Genomic DNA, 22321 nt, shown 5'->3' with positions numbered 1-22321 from the left:
CACATGTCGCCGTTAGCGGGTTGTTTACCTAACTGCTTACCAATAAGTAACTCAACCTATGAATCAGGCATTACTCAACCACCGAATGCTGGGGGTCACTTTCGGTCCCGATGGAGCCACCGCTCGCGTTTGGGCTCCCTTTGCACAGAACATCCTACTTCGTCGCTGTAATCGTCCGCTCGATATTCCACTTCAACAGGATGGCGCTTACTGGTGCACCACAACAGCTCAGCTGCAACCCGGCGATACCTACAAGTTTATCCTCAACGATAGTATTGAACGGCCCGATCCGGCGTCGCTATTCCAGCCGGAGGGCGTTCATGGGTCGTCTGTTGCTGTAGATACCCGAACATTTGCCTGGACGGATGCCGACTGGCCTAATTTCCCGCTGGACGATTACCTGATCTATGAGTTGCATACGGGTACATTCTCGTCCGAAGGAACCTTTGCAGGTATCGAAAACCGGCTCGACTATCTGGTCGAATTAGGCATCAACGCCATTGAGATTATGCCTGTGGCGCAGTTCCCCGGCTCCCGAAACTGGGGCTATGACGGGGTATTGCCCTTTGCCGTGCAGAATTCCTACGGGGGTGCCGAGGGCTTGCAAAAGCTGGTCGATGCCTGTCATAAGCGGGGCCTGGCCGTGGTGCTCGATGTGGTATATAACCACATTGGACCGGAAGGGAATTACCTCGAAGACTTCGGCCCGTACTTCACCGCCAAGCACCTTACACCCTGGGGGAATGCCATCAATTTCGACGATGATTACAGCGACAGCGTCCGGCGGTACTTCATTGAAAACGTGCTGATGTGGTTCCGGGATTTTCACATCGACGCCCTGCGGCTGGATGCCGTTCATGCCATCTGCGATGCCAGCGAAACGCATATCCTGCGTGAAATAAAACAGTATGTCGATGCCCTAATGGCCCAGACTGGTCGGCAGCACTACCTGATCGTTGAGCTGGACCAGAACGAAACGCAGTTCATTCAGCCGCTGGTTAACAATGGCTACGGCATGGACGCTCAGTGGAACGACGAATTTCACCATGCTCTGCGTGTAACGGCGGGTGGCGAACGCAACGGCTATTACGCCGACTACGACGGCATTCATCACCTGGCCAAATCCTATACCGATGCCTATGTGTACGACGGTACCTACATGCCCCGGCGCGCCCGGATTGTGGGGAAGTCGACGGCGGGCCATGCCGGGCGACAGTTTGTGGTGTTCTCGCAGAATCACGACCAGATTGGCAACCGGATGCTGGGCGAGCGACCCAGTCAGTTGGTCAGTCTGGAGATGCAGAAACTGATGGCCGGAGCCGTTATGAGCAGTCCCTATCTGCCCATGCTGTTCATGGGCGAGGAGTGGGGCGAATTAAACCCCTTTCTGTATTTCGTAAGCCATTCGGACCCCAGTCTGGTGGAAGCCGTCCGGCAGGGGCGCAAAAAGGAATTTGCCGATTTTCAATCCGATTTCGAAACGCCGGACCCACAGGATGAGCGGACCTTCGAGCGGTCGAAGCTTCAGTGGGAGCGACTCACGCAGGAGCCGCACCAGACCCTCTTTCGGTATTACCAGACGCTGCTGGCCCTGCGAAAATCATCGTCGTTACGCCACCCGGATCGTGAATCGGTAGCCGTGGTCGTGGATGAAGTTCGCCAGACACTTACGCTTTTTCGTCAGCATAAAAAGCTGGATGAACCCGGTACGACGGATAGGTCGGAGACGGTGGTTTGTCTGATGAACTTCTCCAGAGAAGGGCAATCGCTGACGTTACCGGCCCATGACGGGCAGTGGCACAAGCTACTCGACTCCGCCGACCCCCAATGGCACGGCCCGATGGCGGCCCCAGGCCAGGTAGCGGGTAATGGAGCCGTTGTTCTTCAACCAGAGTCTATCCTTATTTATACAAATTGCGAGTAAGCTTGCTTGATTTTTCCCACCTGTATAGTTACCCTATATTGCGAATTCGTTAAGTAGCTGTTGATTTCTACTACAATTTGTTAATCTATTTCGTTAGTTGCTGTTCTTTAATTAGTTAGGTATTAATTATGTGCTTCTGTTTAGTTTATATTTATCGTTTGGAACAACATCAGATTTGCTGTATATGGTTAAAATCTACCAGATTTTTACTGGATTATGCCTAATCTCTGTCTTTGGCTACTTAGCGGGGGCTTCTGCTTCTGCACAAACTGTCCAACAGATTGACAGCCTTCGAAATCAAGCTGAAAAACTTTATGCTCAGGGCAATTACGACCAGGCCCTCATCAGCTACCTAAGGGGCTATCAGGTAGCTCGTCGAATCGATTACGTACGGGCGGCCAATCTTACGGTAGATATTAGTTCGATTTACCACATGCAGGGCAAATACCGTTTGGGGGCCAACATCTGTCAGGAGGGGGTAGCACTTTTGAAGCGGGCACCTGCTCAACCCGACTCCATGAAGTTCAAGCTGAATTCCAGTTTGGGCGAGATGTATAAAAAGCTGAACAGTCAGGATTCCTGTTATCTGTACTTTTCGCAGGCGAATACCATTCTACAGAAACATCCTGAGCTGGAGAGCCGCATAGCGGATTACGTCATTTATCATTATAACAACCAGGGCATGATGTACGTTAGAGCGGGCGGGTATAACGAAGGGCTCAGCTATCTGACAAAGGCGTTATCCATAGCTGAAAAACAGGCTACCCCACAGGAAAACATCGCCATTTTACAGAATAACCTGGGCGAAGTCTATGAGCAGCTTGGGCTTTTTGACAAAGCGCTGGCGTTACGAAAATCAGCCATACAACTATACGCGAAGAATGATTCGTACAAGTGTAAGATGTATAACGGGATAACTTGGAATGCGCTTCGGAGTCGTAATTATCCAGAAGCTTACCAGTCGGCTCAGAACGCGTTACGCCTGTATCGGCATCTCGAAAAAAAAAGAGCTGGCAAGGAAGATGTACCGTTAAAGGCAGAAATGCTGGCGTACCTGGGTGATTATTACAATGCCCTTAAAAACACCAATCAGGCCGACGGTTACTATGATTTGGCCATTTCGCTGTCTCCTCAGAAGTTTGGTCGAACCTACGTGTTAAGCACCCTGGGAAAGGCAGCCGTACAGCAACAGCGCAACAACCTGCCCAGGGCGCTGGCCTATTGCCAGCAGGCAATTGACGGAGCGCATTTCAACGCGTCTTCGACGGACGAAATCATTTGGGAACAGGGCTTATTTCAGGCTCAGATACTAAAGGCAAGCCTGTTGGCGCGGCAGTTTCAACTGAAAAAAGATGTTCGGGATGGTCAACAGGCGTTACAGGCGTATCAGGATGCCCTTCAGGTAGCTGATGCCATTCGAAAGAGTTATAATGTACTGGACACAAAACGGTTTTTTGCCACTCAGGTCCGACCCGCTTATATTCAGGCGTTTGAGACGGCTTATGCGCTGTATGATTTTACGGAAAAAGAAGCGGACAAAGAGCAGGCGTTTCGATTGCTTGAACGATCTAAATCAGCGGCTTTGGCCGACCGAACCCGTGAATTACTGATTAAGCCAGCCAATGTGCCGGCCGCGCTGATTGCACAGGAGCAGGCGTTACAGCGAACCATTACCCGACAGAAACTGGAATCCGTTTCGGTACCGTCGCCGGCCCTTATCGACGCACAGATACAACTGGCCCAGCTCGACCAGCGATTGGAAAAGGAGTTTCCGACCTACTACCGGGCCAAATACCAGCCACAAACGGTGCCGGTCAAACAGATACAGGCAACCCTCGATGAGCATACCGCTTACCTGAGTTATTTGCTGGTTCAGGATGCTCTCTACATCGCCTGCGTAGCTGACAACGGAGTGACGCTTATTCGTAAAAAGGGTGATCTTAACAAGCTAAAACAGGCATTGACAACCCTGATTACAACTTTATACATGAATCCCGGACTCGGCAATTACACCGGTACGTCGGCGGCTAGTGTGGGCTATCACTGGCTGATTGGGCCGGCGGAGCATCTGCTGGACGGCAAAAAACGCCTGATTATTTCGGGCGATGGCGACTTGCACCGGATTCCGTTCGATGTTCTTGAAACCGGTAAGACCGTCGACGATTTTCTGGTGAAAAAGTATGCGATCAGCTACGTTCCTTCGGCAAGTGCTCTGCTCAATCCGCCTACTACGGTAGTAGTGACGAACCTGAAAAATGGCCTTTTGGGAATGGCTCCGTTTGTGAAACCACTCAGCCCCAGGGCACCCGCCCTGCCACTCCCTTATCTGCCTGCTTCGCAGGCCGAGGTTGAGCTGTTGCCGGGCGAAGCACTCCTGGGCAAAGCGGCAACCAAACGCCGGTTCATGCGCAGCTATGCCGACTATAACGTACTGCATCTGGCTACCCACGCCTATGCCAGCGATGACGAACCCGCCCGGTCCTACATCGCTTTTTATCCGGACCGAAACCCGGATAAGTTATATGCCGAAGAGATTCACAATTTATCGTTTCCGCACACCCGTCTGGTGGTGCTGAGTGCGTGCGAAGCCGGTAACGGAAAACTACAGGTGGGTGAAGGCGTGATGAGTCTGGCGCAGGCCTTTGCCTATGCGGGTTGCCCGTCGGTGGTATCAACCCTCTGGAGTGCACACGACGAGAGTATGGCCTATCTGGCCCGCCAGTTGCATGAACAACTACAGGCCGGATTGCCCATTGATGTGGCGCTGCAACGAACCCGGCTTGCTTATTTTCAATCCGAACTTTATCCGAAACTTAACCATCCGCATTATTGGGCCAACCTGGTTCTTATGGGGAATAGCCAGCCGGTTTATGCTGTTGGCTGGCCCACAACGGGCTGGGTTCTTATCCTTGTCCTTGCGCTCAGTGTTGGGGGAGTACTGGTTGCTCGCTACCGTCGCGAACCAGTTGCGGCCGGGTAGTTTAGAGCCATAAGCCGGCAATGAATAGCTTCCATTCCATTTTTCGGCGATTGAGCCAGCCCACTTCGTAGGCACACTGGTTGCAGTATCGTAGTCGGCGGTAGAGTTGGCTGGCCCGGTTAAATTGATGGCTCTGAAGGTACGACACGGCCAGATGCCATTCGGCCGCTTCTTTAAAATAAGGACGCAGGTCTTCTACGGTCAATACGTTCTCAAAATGGTGGGCGGCCTGTACGTAATCGCCTTCTACCATACGGGCCTGCCCTTCAAAGAAATTCTCGAAGGCAATCCGTTGCTGACCGGATAGCTGGGTTGTATCGATACGGCGCAGCGCCATCACATCATAGCCAGCATCGGGTAGCTTGACCGGTACAATGGATAAATAACTCATTAGCAGTACACAGGCGGCCGCTGCCCACAAAACTACCTGATTCCATTTAACTGGCATCCAGGACGCAGATCGCGTATTCACCGACGTTTCGACCCGTATCTGCCGGAGCGTCGCCCGCATCTGCTGCTCGGCAAGTGCTTCGGTCAGGAGTGCCTGAGCCCGGCGGACCGAGACAAGCTCGTCGGTCAGCTTGGTATCTGTTTTCATGCGTTCTTCTAATTGACGGCTTTGCCCGTCCTCCATACGTCCCCTCAGGTAGTCTTCCAGCTGTTCCCAGCGTTCTACGGGATCTTCTGATATCATACGTCGGCTAGTTTTAATAATTTTTGAATACATCGGAACTTCCGCATCTTAACCGCCCCCACCGACCCCAGTTCGTACTGAGCCGCTATGTCTTCCAACGATTGTTCATCCTGATAAAATGCGGTTAATACCTGACGGCAGGTTTCACCCAGTTGTTGAAAATAGGCCCAGGCCCGGGACTGGTAGTCCGTTTCCAGCACAATTGTTTCGGGTGTTTGTGGGTCGTCGGAACCCGTAGCAAACCAGTGTTGACGTTCCCGTCTCCGCGTTTCACTTTCCATTTTTTTTAACCATTTTCGACGGGTAATCCCGATCAGGTACGCCCCCAAATCGGTTTGTTCCCGTAGTTCAAACTGCCCATTCACGATCTGGTGCAGAAACGTAATCATAACCTCCTGAACAATATCTTCCGCATCATCGGGCAAACCACCCAGTTTTCGGATATACCCCTTTATGGATCGGCTATAGGTCGCGTACAGATACCGGGTAACGCCATTGACGTCTTCACCCCGCCGGAGGTTGGCAATAATGGTTTCGGTAGGTATGAGTTGTGGCATACGCTGGTGATTTAATGAGTAGTTCCCACGACAGCGCGAAAGGTTACGCCAATCTAAAAAAAATCTGTGATAACCCGGTGACAATCCTTGCCCCCGTTCCATACACCAATGACTCTGAAAATCAGGGCCATTAGTGAACCAGGTAGGGCGCCCGCTTGCTTAGCTGATCCGTTTCGGAAAATCAAATCCTAAAAACAGCATGAAAGGAAATGAAAAATCGGCCCTGGGCCGACGGGGATTGCTATGCCTTATTGCGTCAGGAATGACGATAATGTCCTGTCAGCAGGAGTCGATCAATCCACCGGTCCATCTCCCCGCTCTGTCTGTCGCCCCTCAATCGTTTCGGGCCGACTCCGTGCGGGTCACTGACGATCAGCCTCCCAAGGATGTGGGCTCCGGCTCGGGAACCGGGGGGATGCTGGTAACCTCCGGCGGTTCGCCCGCCGACTCCGTGCGGGTTACGGACGACCAGCCCCCCAAGGATGTGGGCTCCGGCTCGGGAACCGGCGGCAAGTAGCCCCGGCGAGTAAACGCACAAAGTCCTTCCCGGCAGCAGGAAGGACTTTGTGCGTTTACGGCAGCAGGAGCCTGATTGTCGGGCCGATAAAAACCAGCCGTTGCCGACCGCCGGTGATAACTTTTCTTCTGATCACGACTACTGAAAGGCATAAGGTGATATATTTGGGCCATCCACTCCTTATACTTTCCTATGAATCAGGGAAATAGTTTGCCCGAACTCAGTGATAAACAGTTGCTGGACGGGTTACGTGCCGACGACCAGGGGGCCTGGCGTCAGGTGTACAATACGAATCGCCGAAAGGTGATTCATTACCTGCGCGGCCGGGGTGCTTCGGCCGAGGTGGCTCATGAGATTTATCAGGATACCATGGTCTTTCTGGACGCCCAGAAGCACAAACTTGTCTTGACGAGTAAACTGTCGACCTACCTTACGGGGGTAGCCATCAAAAAACTACAGGCCTACTGGACCGAAAAAACGAAGGAAGCGAGCCGCATAAGTATAGGTTTCGACTCGCCGGTGAACCGGCCTAACCTGACCGGTGATGATATTGACGAAATGGAACTCGCCCTCCTGAACCTTGCCCTAGAAGACGACCCCCGCTTTGCGCTGAATCCCGAAGAGGCCGATCTGATGGTGCAGAAGGCACTCGCGCAGATACCCCTCAAACACTGCGCCGATATATTCCGGATGCGCTACTGGGATGGTTTCAATGATCAGGAAATTGCTGATCGACTGAACTTGTCGCATGGGTCGGTGCGCAATCAGGTGGGAGATTGCAAAAAGAAAGTCAAGTCAATCCTGCTGACTATGGGCTGGGGGCAATGACCCGCTTTGTTGTACTGTCGTATACATCCAAATACCCTCATTAACGAAAACTATGACTGACGCTGAACGCGATGAATTGATAGAAAAATCGTTGCTGAACGAACTGGATGCCGCCAGCGAGGCCCGTGTACAGCAGCTTCGGCAGGAGGACGAGGCCTTTCGGCAGGAGTTTGATTTTCAGGAAATGCTGACCACACAGGTGCGGCTCAAACGTCGAAAGGAGTTGCTGGACATGTTTGATGGCTTCGAATCGGAGCAGGCGGCTGCGAACGAAGGCACCCAAATACCGATCATGGCACTCGGAAACGCCGGTCAGCACGATGTTTCGTCCGATGCTCCGCCGGTTATTCCGCTGTGGCGGCAAAGCTGGTTTCGGGTGGCGGCTGGTATTGTGCTTACCGTACTCCTGGGAGCCGTAGTCTGGTGGAAACTTTCCCGCTACGATCCCAAGCCTATTGCAACGGGCATTGAAGATTCGATAAAGAGCCCGTTGCCCACCGCCGGTTCACCACAAAACGACCCGGCAGAGTCGCCACGCCTACCCGTACCGCACCCCATAGACCCCGTTGCACAATCCGGTAAAGCAGCCCGGCTAAAGGGGCCTTCCCGCTTGCCTTATTACGAAACAGACGATATCCGCCTGGGCTTTGGTAAAGGCCGGAAAGACCGCGAGTATCGGACGGTTATTTTTGAGACTGGTCCAACCGCTGCCTACGAATTTCAGGATACACTCCGGGTATTTATGCCCGTGCTGCCAGCCGCCAAACCAGCCTGGTCGCTGGTGTATAACCGCTCAACCGACACGTATTACCTGATTTCGGGCCAAATCCGCTACGAAGTTATCCGGGGCCTACAAGGCAGGGAGCCGCTCCGGAGGGAGCCAGCTAGTACCCTTCCAAAATAGAAAACTGAAAAAACGGTAGCGATGGGGTTTGGGCTGGAGCTTGACCCAAACCCCATGTTGATGTCCTCAATTGGCTGTGTAGATGAACCAGTTTTTAACGGTTTGGTGCTGTATGGCCACGAAAAAATTGGCCGTGTCATAGCAATAGTACGTGAGCGTGTTGGCCGACACACGTCGCTGGGGTTCACCATAGAGCTGGATCAACTGCTGGATGGTGTCGCCGGATTTAATGCCCAGCCTACTCCGGCCGGCACCGCCGGGCTGTGAACAAATGACCTGGTAGCGGCCAGCCGCCAGGCCAATCTGATAGCGTGTGCCGTCGGCTGTCCGGCGGCACTGGATTCGTACAAGGTCCGGCTGAGGAATAGACAGCCGCTCGTCGAAAGACGTTGTACCGGCAAAGGGTAACCGAAGGTCCCCCTGACCCGTTTCCGGACTTAACAGCCGTGTGTCCGTTGGTGGTGTATGGTGGCTGGCTATCTGGGCGAGTGTTTCGACCGCTGTTTCGGCCGACTGGGTTGTGAGCCGGGTATATTGCCGGGCAACCTCCAGGTTGTACGCCAGTTCATAAGCTCCCTGGCATTTTTCCAGTTCCGACAAACCTCTGTTTGAATCACCACTCTCTACCAGTGCAATACCCCGAACCAGCCGTGCATTGGACGGCAGCTGTACGTTGGTTTGGCGAAGTACTGCTGCCAGTTGGTCTATTGTTTCTTTGGCCGTGCCCGTACGCCCAAGTATCGACAACGCCGATGCCTGATTGATGTAGGCCGTTGTGTAGGTTTCGTCCAGATCGATAGCCTGCTGGAAATTGGCAATGGCCTGTTTGAGCAAATCCACCTGGTTTCCCTCATCGCCCCGCTGGCTGGACGGGCGTAAGCGATTACTGGTCTCCACGTCGACGGGGTAACGAAACGGTATGTCACGCGGGCTCATCACCTGTGCCGCCCGCAGAAGTTGACACAACCCCCTATTGTTCAGTAACTCTTTGGTAGGGATTTCGTCCGACACAAATTCGAAACAGCGCTGGGCTACCACGTACTCCTGTTTGAGCAGAAAAAAGAGACCTGTTTCAAAAGCCATAGCCAGGGTACTGGCTTTACGGGCCTGATCGTCCATCATCCGGATACGTTCATCCCGGCTTGGGTAACCGGCCATCCGGTCGGGTAAATGATAGGCGCTATAAATGGCCGTGTAGAGGGGTTTTGCCAGCCGGTAGCTATCGTAACCCGCCAGAAAAGCCCGGTACACGCCCTGAATGTCGGCCTGTGCTTCCAGAACCTCCGTTTGTTCGGCCTGCGCCGAGCTGGGTTGCTGGTGTTTCATCAACTGCGCAAACCCGAACCAATCGGCATGTTTGCCGTAATAGTGTGTGAGTTCGTGAGCCAGTACAATGGACAGGGCCGCCAGCGAATCGGGGCCAAAGCCCCGGCAAATGTCATAGAGTTTCTCATCCAGAAACAGTTCTGCTTCGGGCCTGGGTACAAACTGCGCAATACGCTGACTGGCCGGGTTCGTAATCAGGGTTAGTCTGGGCATCCGATGTTCGCCAAAAGCGGTCGCTAACTGCGCGCAAAGCTGCTGCGTAACCCGGTATTTATGGTGCACTGCCTGGGCGTCGGCCTGTTGTGTGCGCGCCAGCAGACAGCCTACTCCAACGAGAAGGCGTTTGCCAAAACCTGTGGTCTTCATGATAGCCTGAGTAAACGTTTATCCGAGTTATTCCCGCCGAAACGTCATGGCAACGGTCACGGTAAAAAAGAGTGATAATTTTTCGGGTTAAGGCATGACATCTCTACCCGCCCAAACATACACTTCTGTCAGGCGGACGCGGTAGTTCGCTTCACTTCACCGGAAAACACAAACCAGCTCATCCAATTCTTTTTATGAAAACAACAACTCGCTTCCGCACCCTGCTCACCGCCATGACGTTGTCTGTTGGCGTACTTACTTCCTGCCAGAAAGAAACCGTAGTGGCCGACGACCCGACCAGAGGTTTTTCTGCCGACATCCGGAAAATTGTACCGGATGCCATTATCAACGACCTGCGCTCGCGGGGCATGGTTATCAACGAAGGGAAGGTGCCCCCTAAGCTTAACGGCACCTTTCGGGCCTCGCCCTACACACTCCTGAGTCCGTACGGATCAGATGACTCGTTTGAGGCAGGCGATGTAATCAATGACTATGTCTACAAATTTTATGGCCAGAACACGACCAACGCCATTTCGTACGACTACACCAATTATAGTTCCGACACGGGCACGGGCAAAGGGGCCTTTGTTGCGGGAAACGGTACGTTGTTTACCATTTTTTCGGAAGATACCGGTATCGCTCGCGGAGTGCCCTACAAAACAGTGTCTATTATATCGGGTGAGGTAACCGCCGGGGGCATCCGTAATTTTCAATACGCATTCGTGGTGAAAGAAAAAACCGGCGATGCGGGCGATCAAACGCTTATCCCGGTCAACACGGGTCGTATCTGGCTCGACGGCGATAAGCTGGCCACTACCGACGCGGGTGGCCGAATTGGGGTGCCGATGCGGGAGGCCGTCAGTCAGCTTACTCGCTAGGTTGTAACGAACCAACCGTTTCTGTCCGGTTGCCTGCCCGGGTTGCAGCCGCTGTAAATGCCCTGGGAGGATATTTACAGCGGCTGTGAAAAAAAATAAAAAATTTCTCTGCCTCTAGCGTGACATTTCGGTCTGGCCGGACATATACCTATGTTAACAGGCTTACTTCTATCCACACTTGATATTTTACCCATCTATCCACATCATTTTATGAATGCTTACCCATGCATTTTTGTCAACCTCTTCCACTTACCCTGACGGATATGAAACCAACACAACTACTTGTTTTTTTTCTGATCTGGATCAGTGCCCATACGGCCCCGGCCCAGGCCCCCAGCGCATCGCGGCACTCCGAGCTGGATGATGTTATTAAAGAGCTGGAAACCAACGGCTATGAGGCTGTTAAAGATAAAAAGCTGAGGCTGAGGACTATTCATTATGTGAGTGGGACCAGCCAGTTGACGCCGGGCGATAAACAATACCTGGATACCATTGCCACGTTTTTGACCAGGATGCCAACGGTCGTGATGGAAATTGGGGGCCACACCGATAATGTAGGCGATAAACAAGCCAACGTAAAACTGTCGCAGGAACGGGCGGCTTCCACCATGCGCTATGTGATCAGCAAAGGCATACTCACCAGCCGGATCAGGGCCGTTGGCTATGGCAGCACCCAGGCCATTGCCGATAACAAAACCGAAGAAGGACGGGCGCAGAACCGCCGGGTCGAAATGAAATTCATCGGTCTGACCAGCGACGTATACAACCTGACGACCAAAAGCGGTCGGAAAATAGCCGCCACCTATGTGGTTGTGAGTGCCGATGGCCGAACGATCAGTTACCGCCAGAATGCCGGTGCACCCTTAATGAAGGTACCCGTATCGGGCATCGACTACATCGAGTATCCGGACGGCAGCCGTCGGCGGCCCGATGCGATTGTCCTCAGTGGATCAGGAAATGGCGGAGATACCCGATCCCCTGCCGAATCCCGGGAGGTCAAACAAACGGTTGTTGAGCCAACGGCGAGGGTCGAATCCACCGGGACGGTCAGGTCTATTATTAAGTATGCCCCCCTGTCTAATTTTGGTTATGAGCATGTGCTGAACAACAAGCACTCCCTTTACGGATCAATTAGTCTCTACAGCCTGGGGCTGGGCGTAACGGCCCTTGGGCTGAAAGGGGAGTACCGGTTTTACGGACTTATCAAAGACAGTCCCAAATCGGCTCCGGAAGGTTTCTGGGTAGCGCCAACCGTATTGTACTGGCAGTTGAGTGACAGGGCTTTAGATGGCTATGTCGACCGTTTATCCATCGTTCAACTGGGAGGAATTGCCGGGTATCAATGGATTTTTAACAAAAAAATATCGCTGGAGCCCGCCCTTGGGCTAAGCCTGACCGCCGTGGGGGTAGACAGTGACTATAGTTTGGGTGCTGGTTTTTTGCCCTTGTTTGCCCTGCGCGTTGGGTATGTACTCAAATAGCCCGCCGGGCTAATGTCATTGCTTTGCGTGTCTATCCTGTACCCGTCCGATGATAAAACGACTACTGATCTACTGCTTTGTGGTGAGCTGCCCCGGTCTGGCAACTGCCCAGCATTTGAGTATCGCGCAGGTTCTCGAAGTGTTCAACGCATCTGTCGCCAGGCGGGGCATCATCCTCAGGGCGAATGGTTTCGAGTACCGGGGGGCCTACAAAGCGTCGGACGTTTCGTGTTACCGGTACGGACGGATACAGGCCGATGTATTTGGCGATGAGTACGAAGAAGCCATTAATTACTGCGCTACCGGCTCACTGACCTACGTTACCCACAGCCCGGACCATGCCACAAACCTCAAAGTTCAGCTAACCCGTAAGTTTGATTTTCAGGACCAGGGACCGTTTACAACCCTGTCGGGCCGGCTCATGAACCTCTACCAGCGCCGAAACCTGAAAGTAGAAACGGCTAATACTAAAGACGGTAAACAGCAGGATATGTGGGTGTTCCAGTTTTATGAAGAGGCTTCCGAAACCAAACCCACCGTTGCTGTTCAACAGCCCGAAACGGTACCGGAAAAACCGGAACAGGCCGGAACAATCCCGCTTAAAGGAAAATATTACGCCCTCATTATTGGCGTGAATGAATACGTCGATAGAAAACTGCCTGATTTAACCTTCCCGATTCAGGATGCCGCCAATGTTAAACAGGTGCTGATCGGTCAGTATATGTTTACCGACCGCAACATCACCACCCTCAACAACCCGACCCGGAAAGTGATTCTGCGCGCCTTCGACGAGCTGACCTACAAACTGCGAAAAGACGATAATTTGCTGATCTTTTTCGCCGGTCATGGGCGGCAGGAAAAGAAAAGTCAGCAGGGATACTGGCTCCCGTCCGATGCCGAAAACGACTCTGAAGCCGACTGGCTCAGCAACAGTACCATTCGGGATCAACTCCGGCGGTTTCCGTGCCAGCACGTACTGGTGGTGTCGGATGCCTGCTTCAGTGGCGAACTTATTTCGACACGGGGCACCGCCATAGAACCCTCGAAAGCCATTGAGAAACTCTATAGTTTACGCAGCCGTAGGGCCATAACCAGTTCGGGTAGTACCGTCGTGCCGGATAAGAGTGTGTTCATCGATTACCTGGTCAAGCGTCTGACAGAAAACACAAAACCGTACCTGACAGCCAGCGAACTGTTTATCAGTATGCGGGAGGCCGTAATCAACAATAGCAGCCTGAAACAGGTGCCCATGTACGGCTACATTCAGCAATCGGGCGACGAGGGAGGAGAGTTTATTTTCGTCCGTCGTCCCGATTGACCGGAATTTTAACATAAACGACTATCATCAGCGACAACACAGACACGCCCTAAAAACCCTGACCCTTAGCTTGCGTATATACACTGTCGTTAGGATGATTTTGCCGGAACGCGCCACCGGGCAGGCTGGAGTTTAGGGGTTGCTAAAAAAAAACATCGTTCACCGTTACTTAAGCCCCGCTGCCGGGCATTTACTACTGAGTTACCCCGGAATAACCCAACCCGACTATCCCGGCACTTGCTGCGAGACCGGCAATCGTTCTCAATCAAACTTAATGGATTACGCACTATGAAAAAGAAGTGCCTTGACGTTGTTGTCTGAGCCACCCCTCACCAGACATGGCCCTAAAAAGGCAAAAGAGTACCCGGGCTCAGGTCGCCGAAAAACAATAACATAATTCATTTTCCACACCTTATAAATGCTGATAGTATGCGACAAGGTCGATTAACTGGTTCCTTGACAGTAGGTTTTCTTAAGTGGCTTCGGGTACTGGTTCTGGTATTTACGTCCTGTTTGTGGGGATGTACGGGATCGAAAAGCGACGATGACGATACCATTAAGCCAAAGGGCGATGAGTTTATCTCCGGGTTCATCAACGGCAAAGAGTTGATCGGGTCGGATCCCGTTACTTCCTACGAAGATTACGGAACGGGGTCATACAACCTCGACATGAGTGGGATTCTGGAGATTTCTCCCTCGGAAGGGTATCTGATTTCGATTACCGTAAAGAAGCCGAAGGTAGGCACGCTCAGTAGCAAAACAGGGGCTGTTTCGGGCGAGATAAGCTACATCGCCGGTACGATTTTGTCGCCGGTTGTTCGGGAGTATGCGCTGACCAGTGCCCTGGAAAGTACCGTTACATTTACCGCCCTGAATTCACCGGGCTATGCCGAGGGCACTTTATCGCTCACCGCCAGAGCCAGCGACGGGAAGACCCTCAATCTGACAAACGGCAAATTCCGCATCAAGCTTTAACAACCATCAAGTATGAAAATAGTTCTCTTTTGCTGGCTTTTGCTGGTTAGCAGCCTGACATGGGCTCAAACATCCAAAACCGATGTTCTTTATAAACTTGACCGCAGCCCGATCAACGTGAAAATCGACGAATTGACCGACACCGACATTGTGTACATGGAGCCTTCGGCCCCTCAACTAAAGAAAACCATTGCCCGGACTCAGGTCTGGAAAATCGTATTCAGCGATGGTAGTACCGAAATCATCACACCACCGGCCGGTCAGGTACCAACGGGCACGACGACGCCCCAACCCACCGCAACGGCAGCACCCGTACCCGACAGGACCCGACCGACACCGACTTTGTCGGAAAACGACTCGGCTCCTTCGGCAAGCTACACAAACCCCGGTGGGTTTGCCCGAATACACCTGACAATCGGGCCGGAATTTGCCTATTATCCGGATTTTATCAACAAAGGCAAAGCCTGGCTAAACGACTCCACCGGATTCGGGATGACCCAAAATGTGGGAGCCAGTCTGCGCTTCGACTACCGGTTTATCCGGCGGGTAGCGGTCTCGGCAACGGCTGGGTATTATGGCTGGGAACTGGTTCGGAAATACACCCGAAACAGTATTTCGGAATTTTATGAAACCAAGAAACTTACCCAGATTCCGGTTCAGCTTGGCCTTAAATTTTACCCGGTTGGGAGTTTTTACGTGATGCCCGAAGGCGGTGTCACCCTGTTGTTCTCCTCGGTCAAAACGTCAGACAACCACCCAACCCCCGCCAATGAGTCGGTAAACGCCATGCCGATCACCTACGGGGCCAGCGTAGGCTGCGAAATTATGGCCCGGTCTTTACTGCTGGACCTCAGCATTCGGTACCAGTTTCTGAACGTGAATAACCTGAGCTATACCGCCTTCAATCAAAGCCTCAATGAGCAGGTGAACATTGCCAGTATTCGACTGGGTATTGGCTTCAACGCAGTCAAAAAATAAATCTGTCCAGATCATGAAAACGTCAAGGTTCGTTCAATTTTTTCTGCTGATGTGTTTCAGCGTTTTTCTGTTCACCTGGGGTTGCAGCCGGGAGGTGGAGGTGCCCTTACCGCCCTTGCCCACCATTGAGGGAAAGCCATCGGCAGCAACCACCGGCTGTATGTTTGTTGGGGCACCCGGCTCCGCCACATTGACCATGCGGCTGGATATTTATGCTGTCGATAAAAACGGGCGCCTGATCAGTGGCCTGGGGGCAAATAATTTCAGCATTCCAAATGACTACAACCGCACCTACAACCTGCTGAAAACAACGTCTACGGCGCTCACCGCCAAAGCCGGTGGCTATTCGGCCATGATGCTCATGGACCAGTCGGGTAGTATCGCCGATACCGATCCCGACGATCTCCGCATTCAGGCGGGAAAAATATTCATGGATTATATCGGTACCGGCGATGTGGTAGCCTTGTCGACTTTTTCGGGCTACAATGACTATTACTTTTCCCTGAGAAGTCGATTTACGAATCAAAAAGAGGGAATAAAAAAGTCATTGGATAGCCTGTCCGGCAGGGTATCCGGCGGTACTCCGTTGTACGAAGCTACGGTGCTGGCTACCAATTACACCGCACAAAATGCCCCTACCTCCAACAAAGCGGTTATCGTTTTTACCGACGGTCAGGCATCGGGTGATCTGGATGCCTGTATCACCAACGCCCAGCAGAAAGGGATTCCCCTGTTCACCATTGGCCTGTCGGGGAGTGTGAATGTGGAAGTGCTGTCGCGGATGGCTACCGAAACCTGCGGGGCTTTCTTCTATGCCAAGGATGCCGAACAACTGGTAACCTCATTCGGAACGCTCGGTAATCTGCTGCGCGGGAAAGGGCAGGTGTATCGGACCGAATGGGCCATTGTACGCAGCAGCGGTACCTGGCGGACGGGCGAGGTGGTGACCAGCACCATCAGGCTCTCGATTCCCAATTCAGATCCCCTGGAGGTGCCTTTCTGGGTGAAAGTAAAATAAACTGTCGTTAATCAGACTCATCATGAAACAGCTATGTACGTTGTTCCTCTTGTGTTGGCTGGGCGCTCACCTCGCCCAGGCCCAGGATGTTGTTTACCTCACCGATCTGACCAATGCCGTTGGTACACTCGCCGAGATTACGCCCGAAAAAGTCACGCTGCGGGTAGCCAAGGGTGAATCGACCGTCAGGTTTTCGTACGGTGCCGACAAGGTGATCGCCGTGGTCAACCACCGCGGGCGATTTCTGTGCATGAATCAGCTACTGGCCCAGCCAGCCAGCCAGCGCGACCAGCGTATCGATCAGTTCATGAATGGCACCGATTCGCCCCCCTGCGACATCATTATTCGGGCCATTCCGGCGGAGGTCATTTATGGCAAGGTAGCGTATGCACAGGGGGATGTTGTGAACTACACGACGCTGGATGGTGCCGCATCGAGTTTGCCCAAATCAGACCTGGTTGGTATTTTCTACCAGAGTGGCAAGCACGAGCTAATTGCCGATGCCACTTTCCTGTGCGATAACCCCAACCTGCTGGCCGACGAGCCCAAACGCAAAAAAGAAACGCCCGCCACCCCGCCAGCTCCCGCACCCAAAGAAGACCGGACCAGTGAAGCCGACAAGCCCGTAAAAACCAAAACTGAACCAATAACGCCCCTGCAACTGACAGATGCCGAGTATAAAGATTACCGGGCGCAGGGGCTGGGGCTCGTGCAGGAGTTTGCGGTCATGCTGGGCGTTATTGCCGACAAAACTGCCGATGCCGGGCAAAAAGATAAAGCCATCAGCCAGGTTATAAAAATGTTCCGGCCCGATGCCGTCATTCAGGTTAGCTCCATGATAAGAGGTGGGCAACCCAATACCTACAAGATCAAAGATTACCTGATCCGGCTCAAGCTGATTCCCTACAAAAGCGTATCCCTCGAATGGGGCGACATTCAGTATGTGCAGGAGTTGACCCAGAAAGACGATGGCAACTATTACGGTAAAATAAAGGGAGAACAGCGGTTTTCGGGCCTCAACGGCAAAGGCGAAATTCAGTATAGCGACATCACCGAGAAAGATGTCGATGTGATGCTTACCCCCTACAAAAAACAACAGGAAGGACGGGGAGAACGCAAATGGGATGTGCTGCTTGGTAACGTAGGCGTAGTGACCACCCAGTAAAACCCCTGACGATGGCTTACCCAACCCGCTACTGGTTTATTCTTGTTCTGCTGGGCAGCATCGGCGGGTCGTCGGTGTCGCTCGCTCAGGAACTGACCATCCGCGACAATGACGAAGTGAAGCTGCTGGCCCGCCGGAAAGTTGAACGGGGACTGAATGACTTGCTGAATGTATTGAGCCTGACCGACCTGGGCGAGGCCGAACGAAATGCTCTTATCAATGAGAGTTTTTCGCCTGGCGTAAACCAGCTCTTTGCCGACAAAGACGTAATCGTGGAAGATGACATCAGCCCCAGCCGGGCCGCCGTTGGTACCGTTCTGGATGTGTCTGTCGAAAAATACCTGGCTAATTTCGATTTGCTCTATGCCAAGGCAAGCCAAAGCAGTATTCAGTTCTCCGGCATTACGGTTTCGGATCTCAAGAAAGGTAACTCGCTGTACGTCAAAGTATTTTATACGTCGTTCTTTAGCGGAAAACACACCAAGATCGACAAGCCATACGTGCCGGTTCGGCGGGTGGCCGAAGTACGGGCCGATCGGGCGGGTACGAAATGGGCCGTTCTGATCACCCGGCTTGCCTTCATGACACAGGCCGATTCAACGAATCGGTTGCTGAATAATGTTCCGCTTAAAGAAGCCGCTCCCCGGCAATTGACGGCAGCCACCGATTCGCTAAAGAACGGGAAGGATTCTGCACAGCTTGTCGCAATCGCACCCGTCGACCCCGAGAGGGAACGCGAGGAAGCCCTACTGGAGGCTTACCAGAAACTGCTCGGAGAGGGGGAAAAAGCCTTCGCCGCCAATGATCTGGAAACGGCACTGCAACGCTATGAACAGGCCGAAAAACAAAAGCCATTTGAAGACCTGACGCCCAAACTACGGATGTTTCGGATTCAGCGGGTGCTGGAAGAACGCGCCCGGAACTCGATGACCGAAATGCGGAAACGCGCCGACCTGGCCCTGCGGAAACGGCGCTATGCCGAAGCGCTGGCGTTGATGCAGCGCCTATCTGACCTGCAGCCCGACTCCGTTAATTTAACCGGTCAAATTAAAGAGCTGATCGTAAAAGCCCGTCGAAAAGCGGAACTCGACGAACGATTTTCGGCGGGCCAGTACCGGGAACTGCTCAAAGACTATAATCGCCTGATTGAGGAAGACCGGAAGCAGAACAAAACGCCGGGAAACAACGCCAATAGTTCGGACTGGTACCTGGGGCGGGGCAAATGCTACACGCAGCTCAGGGAGTATAAAGATGCTCTCAAGGATTTGAATGAGTCGATACGACTCGACTTTCAGAATCTGGACGCCCTCGAATCCCGCGCCGATTTGTACGCCCGCATGGGCGACTTCCCCAAAGCAGCCGCCGATTTATCGGTCTACCTGACCGTCGACCCCACCAATCCCGATCTTAGGGCGCGCCGGGCTACGTATCGTATTCGTACCAACCGAATCGCCGAAGCGTTTGCCGATTATAACGAAGCCATACGAATTAGTGACCAGAAGCCGCTTTACTATCAGCTGCGGGGCGTTTTATACCAGCAAACCGGCCTTTGCGAGAAAGCAGCAGCCGACTTTACCGAAGGAATCAACCGGAGTCGGCGGCAACCCATGCTTTATTTTCACCGTGGATACGCCCAGGTGTGCCTGAAACAATATGCGCTGGCAGGGGCTGACTTTGCCCGGTCCATCGAACTGGGGCTGGATGCCGCCACCCGCAGCCGCATCGACTCCCTGGCGGAGGCTTTCTATGCACAAAGTGAACAGGTACTGCAAAGCCGGAAACTCCCCGAAGCCCTGACCCTGCTGAGCATTGCCCTGACGATAAAACCCGACTATGCCGACGCCTGGCTTGCGAAGGGTAAAATCCATGCTGGCCGTGGCGAAACTAACGAGGCCGATAGCGCCCTGACGAATGCCATCCGGTATAATCCGACCAATGCCCTGAGTTTCTATCAGCGGGGCTTAACAAAACTCCGGAAAGCGGCCTATGCCGAAGCTGTCGACGACTTTAACCAATCTCTGACGCTCCTGCCAACCTCGTACGAAGCAGCCCTCGGTGAGGCCAAAGCTCGCATGGCGCTGCATCAGTACGACAAAGCGCAGGGAATCCTGTCGACTGTGCGTAACCTGCGTCGGCAGCTCGAAAGACGCTATCCGCCCACTTTTTTCGCCGAAACGTATTACCTGTCGGGCAAATGCGCCTACGCCCTTCGGCAATACGACGATGCCCTCGACCAGTTTGAAGAGGCCCTGTCCGTCGCTAAAGACTGGGCATCGGCCTATGCGGAACGGGGGCGAACCTACGAAGCCATTGGCAAGCCAGATCGCGCCCGCGACGACTACAACAAAGCGGTTCAACTGGAGCCCACAGTAGCGGCTCATTACCTGCCGCTGGCCTTGATGATCGAGCATCGGGAAAAATATGAAGATGCCCTGAAGGAATACACCCACTGCCAGGAAGTGGACCGGGATCATCTGCTGGCCAACGTGGTGGCGCTTGGCAAAGGGCGTTGTCTGATGGCCCTGGGGAAATACCTGGAGGCCCTCAGCGAGTTAAATAAAGTAGGGCAATACGATGGGGTAGCCTGTACGGATGAATGTTTTTATTTACGCACCTATGCACAGGTCCGGACGGGGCAGTTGCCCATGAACACCAGACTCGCCGGTTTTTCGACAACGAACGTCTCCCCCGAAAACGCCCCGAAGATCCAGTATGTGCTGGCCTGTGCTCATTTGCAGGCTAATGACGATAGCAAAGCTCTGGCTCAACTGGAGAAAGCCCTGCAGATGGGTATCCCGAAAGAATTTCTGAAAAAAGACCGGCTATTGGATTTCGTTCGAAAAGATTTTCGGAAAACAGCGGCTTACCAACAGCTTATCAATCGCTACCGCCCATGATTTATGCCAAAGCTTTGTTTATTGCTGGTGTTCAGTTATCTACTCCAGGGCACTGAAAACGAAGTTCGGGCGCAGGTCATCCGGTTGCAGGGCGAGGTACAGGATCATCGGTGGCATCAGCCCTTGCCCGGTAGTTATCAGTGGGTCGATTCCGCCCGGCAAACAATCGCTGAACAGGCGTTTTCGGCCGCAGGATTTACCGGTATTGTGCCTAAAGGTGCCCGCAGCCTTGTACTGAAAAGTACCGGCTATCGAACCATAACCGTGCCGGTTCACTGGGCGGGCAGGGTGAGCGATTCGCTCTCTTTTCGGGTGGTGATCCCGCTGGTTCCCATCGACAAACCTTCTGCCAGCCAACCTTACTTTCAGTCAGAACAGCGCCCTCTCCGGTTAACCGCCGATACGCTTCACCAGGCCCGTGCCCCCGTTCAGTTTCTTGTTTCCGATGCCTTGACGAATCGCCCCGTGCTGGCGACGCTCTGTCTGTTCTCCACCAAACTATCCGGGCCAGCGTGTTATACAACCAGTAATCAACACCTGAAATTGATTGCTTCGGATATTGTCGCTATCGAGGTGAACGCAAAGGCTTATCAGCCCTACCTGGGCAATGTGGTCGTCGCCGACAGCGATACCCCCGTGGTGCTGACAATTCGGCTAAATCCAACCCCTACGGTATTGATGGTCAGGTTGCCAGGGGCCAGTAACCTGCGATTAACCGCTACCAAAGGGGGGCACGTATACCCGTTAACACCCATTGACAAGACTCATTTTTTGGGGGCGGCCCCACCTGGGAACTACCAGTTAACGGGTATGAAGCCCAACGGCGATTTACTTCGTGAGCCCGTTCATGTGGCCGAAGGGATTACCGGTTATGTGCCTCTGGAGGCCGACCAGCCTCAAACGGTTAGCCGGCGTGTTATCTATTTCCCCCAAAGTAGTTATGAGCTTACCGATTCGGCGAAAGTAACCTTGAACCGGATTGCACGCGAGTTGCACCGGCGTCCGGAGCAGTCGATTCTACTTGTTGGGTACACCGATGCCATTGGCGACCTACGGCTAAATCTGACGCTATCCGAATTTCGGGCAAGAAGTACGCGGGCTTATCTAAGGCAGCAAGGGGTATCCGAGGAGCGATTGAGGCTGGAAGCCAAGGGCGCAAAATGCCCGGCCGCACCCAACGATACCGAAGAAAATCGCCGGTTCAATAGACGGGTGTGCCTGTTTTTTCATTAAACGGGCGTACCCCAAAACAGGTCATTGGCTGAGTGTCATTAACTGGGCGATAGGCAACCCGTACCAGATACCGGCCGGGTCAACAGCGGGTCGGTATAAATTCACCAGGAAGATAAATGGGCAAAACATATTTGATAAATTAAAGTAGCGTTTGGCCGAAAATGGCTTTCAAGCAGTAAACAGAATGCTGAATTTCACCATCGTTATGATCTAAGAAAACAAGGCTGCTGTACGAAGCACAGCTCCGGCAGCAGCCTTACATTAGCCTGCGAATCAGCTTTC

At 53.0% G+C, this 22321-nt stretch carries 17 protein-coding genes; 14 read left to right on the top strand and 3 right to left on the bottom strand.

The genetic code is table 11. The features are described from left to right. The first annotated feature begins 58 nt into the window (after positions 1 to 58). Positions 59 to 1924, top strand: coding sequence for a malto-oligosyltrehalose trehalohydrolase (gene treZ, locus NT073_RS09350; protein WP_297372212.1), 1866 nt, complete (start codon positions 59 to 61; stop codon positions 1922 to 1924). A 184-nt stretch (positions 1925 to 2108) separates the two neighbouring features. Next, positions 2109 to 4904, top strand: a complete 2796-nt coding sequence (locus NT073_RS09345) for a CHAT domain-containing tetratricopeptide repeat protein (RefSeq protein WP_297372209.1) — start codon at positions 2109 to 2111, stop codon at positions 4902 to 4904. Between the two features lies 1 nt (position 4905). On the opposite strand, the gene NT073_RS09340 is transcribed toward NT073_RS09345, so the two are convergent. Both NT073_RS09340 and NT073_RS09335 read right to left on the bottom strand, forming a co-directional pair. Then, positions 4906 to 5598 (bottom strand): hypothetical protein, encoded by a 693-nt coding sequence (locus tag NT073_RS09340; RefSeq protein ID WP_297372207.1) that lies wholly within the window; start codon positions 5596 to 5598, stop codon positions 4906 to 4908. Beyond that, on the bottom strand, positions 5595 to 6155 hold the full coding sequence (locus NT073_RS09335; RefSeq protein WP_297372204.1) for a sigma-70 family RNA polymerase sigma factor: 561 nt from the start codon (positions 6153 to 6155) through the stop codon (positions 5595 to 5597). The genes NT073_RS09340 and NT073_RS09335 overlap by 4 nt, the downstream gene beginning before the upstream one ends. A 199-nt stretch (positions 6156 to 6354) precedes the next feature. Here NT073_RS09335 and NT073_RS09330 point away from each other — a divergent pair, with 199 nt between their 5' ends. The 3 genes from NT073_RS09330 to NT073_RS09320 all read left to right on the top strand — a co-directional run bounded on the left by NT073_RS09330 (position 6355) and on the right by NT073_RS09320 (position 8404). Further along, complete coding sequence (locus NT073_RS09330) at positions 6355 to 6672, top strand: hypothetical protein (RefSeq protein ID WP_297372201.1); 318 nt, start codon at positions 6355 to 6357, stop codon at positions 6670 to 6672. 192 nt (positions 6673 to 6864) lie between these two features. Continuing rightward, positions 6865 to 7500 carry an RNA polymerase sigma factor gene (locus NT073_RS09325; RefSeq protein ID WP_297372198.1) on the top strand — a complete coding sequence of 212 codons (636 nt, stop codon included), beginning with the start codon at positions 6865 to 6867 and terminating at the stop codon, positions 7498 to 7500. Between the two features lie 52 nt (positions 7501 to 7552). Continuing rightward, on the top strand, positions 7553 to 8404 hold the full coding sequence (locus NT073_RS09320; protein WP_297372195.1) for a hypothetical protein: 852 nt from the start codon (positions 7553 to 7555) through the stop codon (positions 8402 to 8404). Between the two features lie 66 nt (positions 8405 to 8470). Here NT073_RS09320 and NT073_RS09315 read toward each other — a convergent pair whose 3' ends face one another. Next, the gene (locus NT073_RS09315) at positions 8471 to 10096 is read right to left on the bottom strand and encodes a hypothetical protein (RefSeq protein WP_297372193.1); all 1626 of its coding nucleotides are present in this window, start codon (positions 10094 to 10096) and stop codon (positions 8471 to 8473) included. Positions 10097 to 10290: 194 nt separating this feature from the next. Here NT073_RS09315 and NT073_RS09310 point away from each other — a divergent pair, with 194 nt between their 5' ends. From NT073_RS09310 to NT073_RS09270, 9 genes are all read left to right on the top strand, one after another. Then, on the top strand, positions 10291 to 10974 hold the full coding sequence (locus NT073_RS09310) for a hypothetical protein (protein ID WP_297372190.1): 684 nt from the start codon (positions 10291 to 10293) through the stop codon (positions 10972 to 10974). Positions 10975 to 11237: 263 nt separating this feature from the next. Further along, a complete protein-coding gene (locus tag NT073_RS09305; RefSeq protein WP_297372188.1) occupies positions 11238 to 12455 on the top strand; it encodes an OmpA family protein in 1218 nt (405 codons plus the stop codon). 49 nt (positions 12456 to 12504) lie between these two features. Beyond that, on the top strand, positions 12505 to 13773 hold the full coding sequence (locus NT073_RS09300; RefSeq protein ID WP_297372185.1) for a caspase family protein: 1269 nt from the start codon (positions 12505 to 12507) through the stop codon (positions 13771 to 13773). A 429-nt stretch (positions 13774 to 14202) separates the two neighbouring features. Beyond that, positions 14203 to 14748: a hypothetical protein gene (locus NT073_RS09295; RefSeq protein WP_297372182.1), complete on the top strand. Its 546-nt coding sequence runs from the start codon at positions 14203 to 14205 to the stop codon at positions 14746 to 14748. 12 nt (positions 14749 to 14760) lie between these two features. After that, positions 14761 to 15726: a hypothetical protein gene (locus NT073_RS09290; RefSeq protein WP_297372178.1), complete on the top strand. Its 966-nt coding sequence runs from the start codon at positions 14761 to 14763 to the stop codon at positions 15724 to 15726. Between the two features lie 13 nt (positions 15727 to 15739). Beyond that, positions 15740 to 16744, top strand: a complete 1005-nt coding sequence (locus NT073_RS09285; protein WP_297372175.1) for a vWA domain-containing protein — start codon at positions 15740 to 15742, stop codon at positions 16742 to 16744. A gap of 22 nt (positions 16745 to 16766) precedes the next feature. Then, positions 16767 to 17909, top strand: coding sequence for a hypothetical protein (locus NT073_RS09280; RefSeq protein ID WP_297372171.1), 1143 nt, complete (start codon positions 16767 to 16769; stop codon positions 17907 to 17909). 11 nt (positions 17910 to 17920) lie between these two features. Next, the gene (locus NT073_RS09275) at positions 17921 to 20806 is read left to right on the top strand and encodes a tetratricopeptide repeat protein (RefSeq protein WP_297372168.1); all 2886 of its coding nucleotides are present in this window, start codon (positions 17921 to 17923) and stop codon (positions 20804 to 20806) included. A 3-nt stretch (positions 20807 to 20809) separates the two neighbouring features. Beyond that, entirely contained in the window at positions 20810 to 22039 is a 1230-nt protein-coding gene (locus tag NT073_RS09270; RefSeq protein WP_297372165.1) for an OmpA family protein, read from the top strand. Positions 22040 to 22321: the final 282 nt, after the last annotated feature.

The sequence above is a fragment of the Spirosoma sp. genome (assembly GCF_026391055.1).
Taxonomy (GTDB): Bacteria; Bacteroidota; Bacteroidia; order Cytophagales; family Spirosomataceae; genus Spirosoma.
The sequence above is the reverse complement of the archived record's forward strand: the minus strand, read 5'-3'. Positions and strand labels throughout refer to the sequence as shown.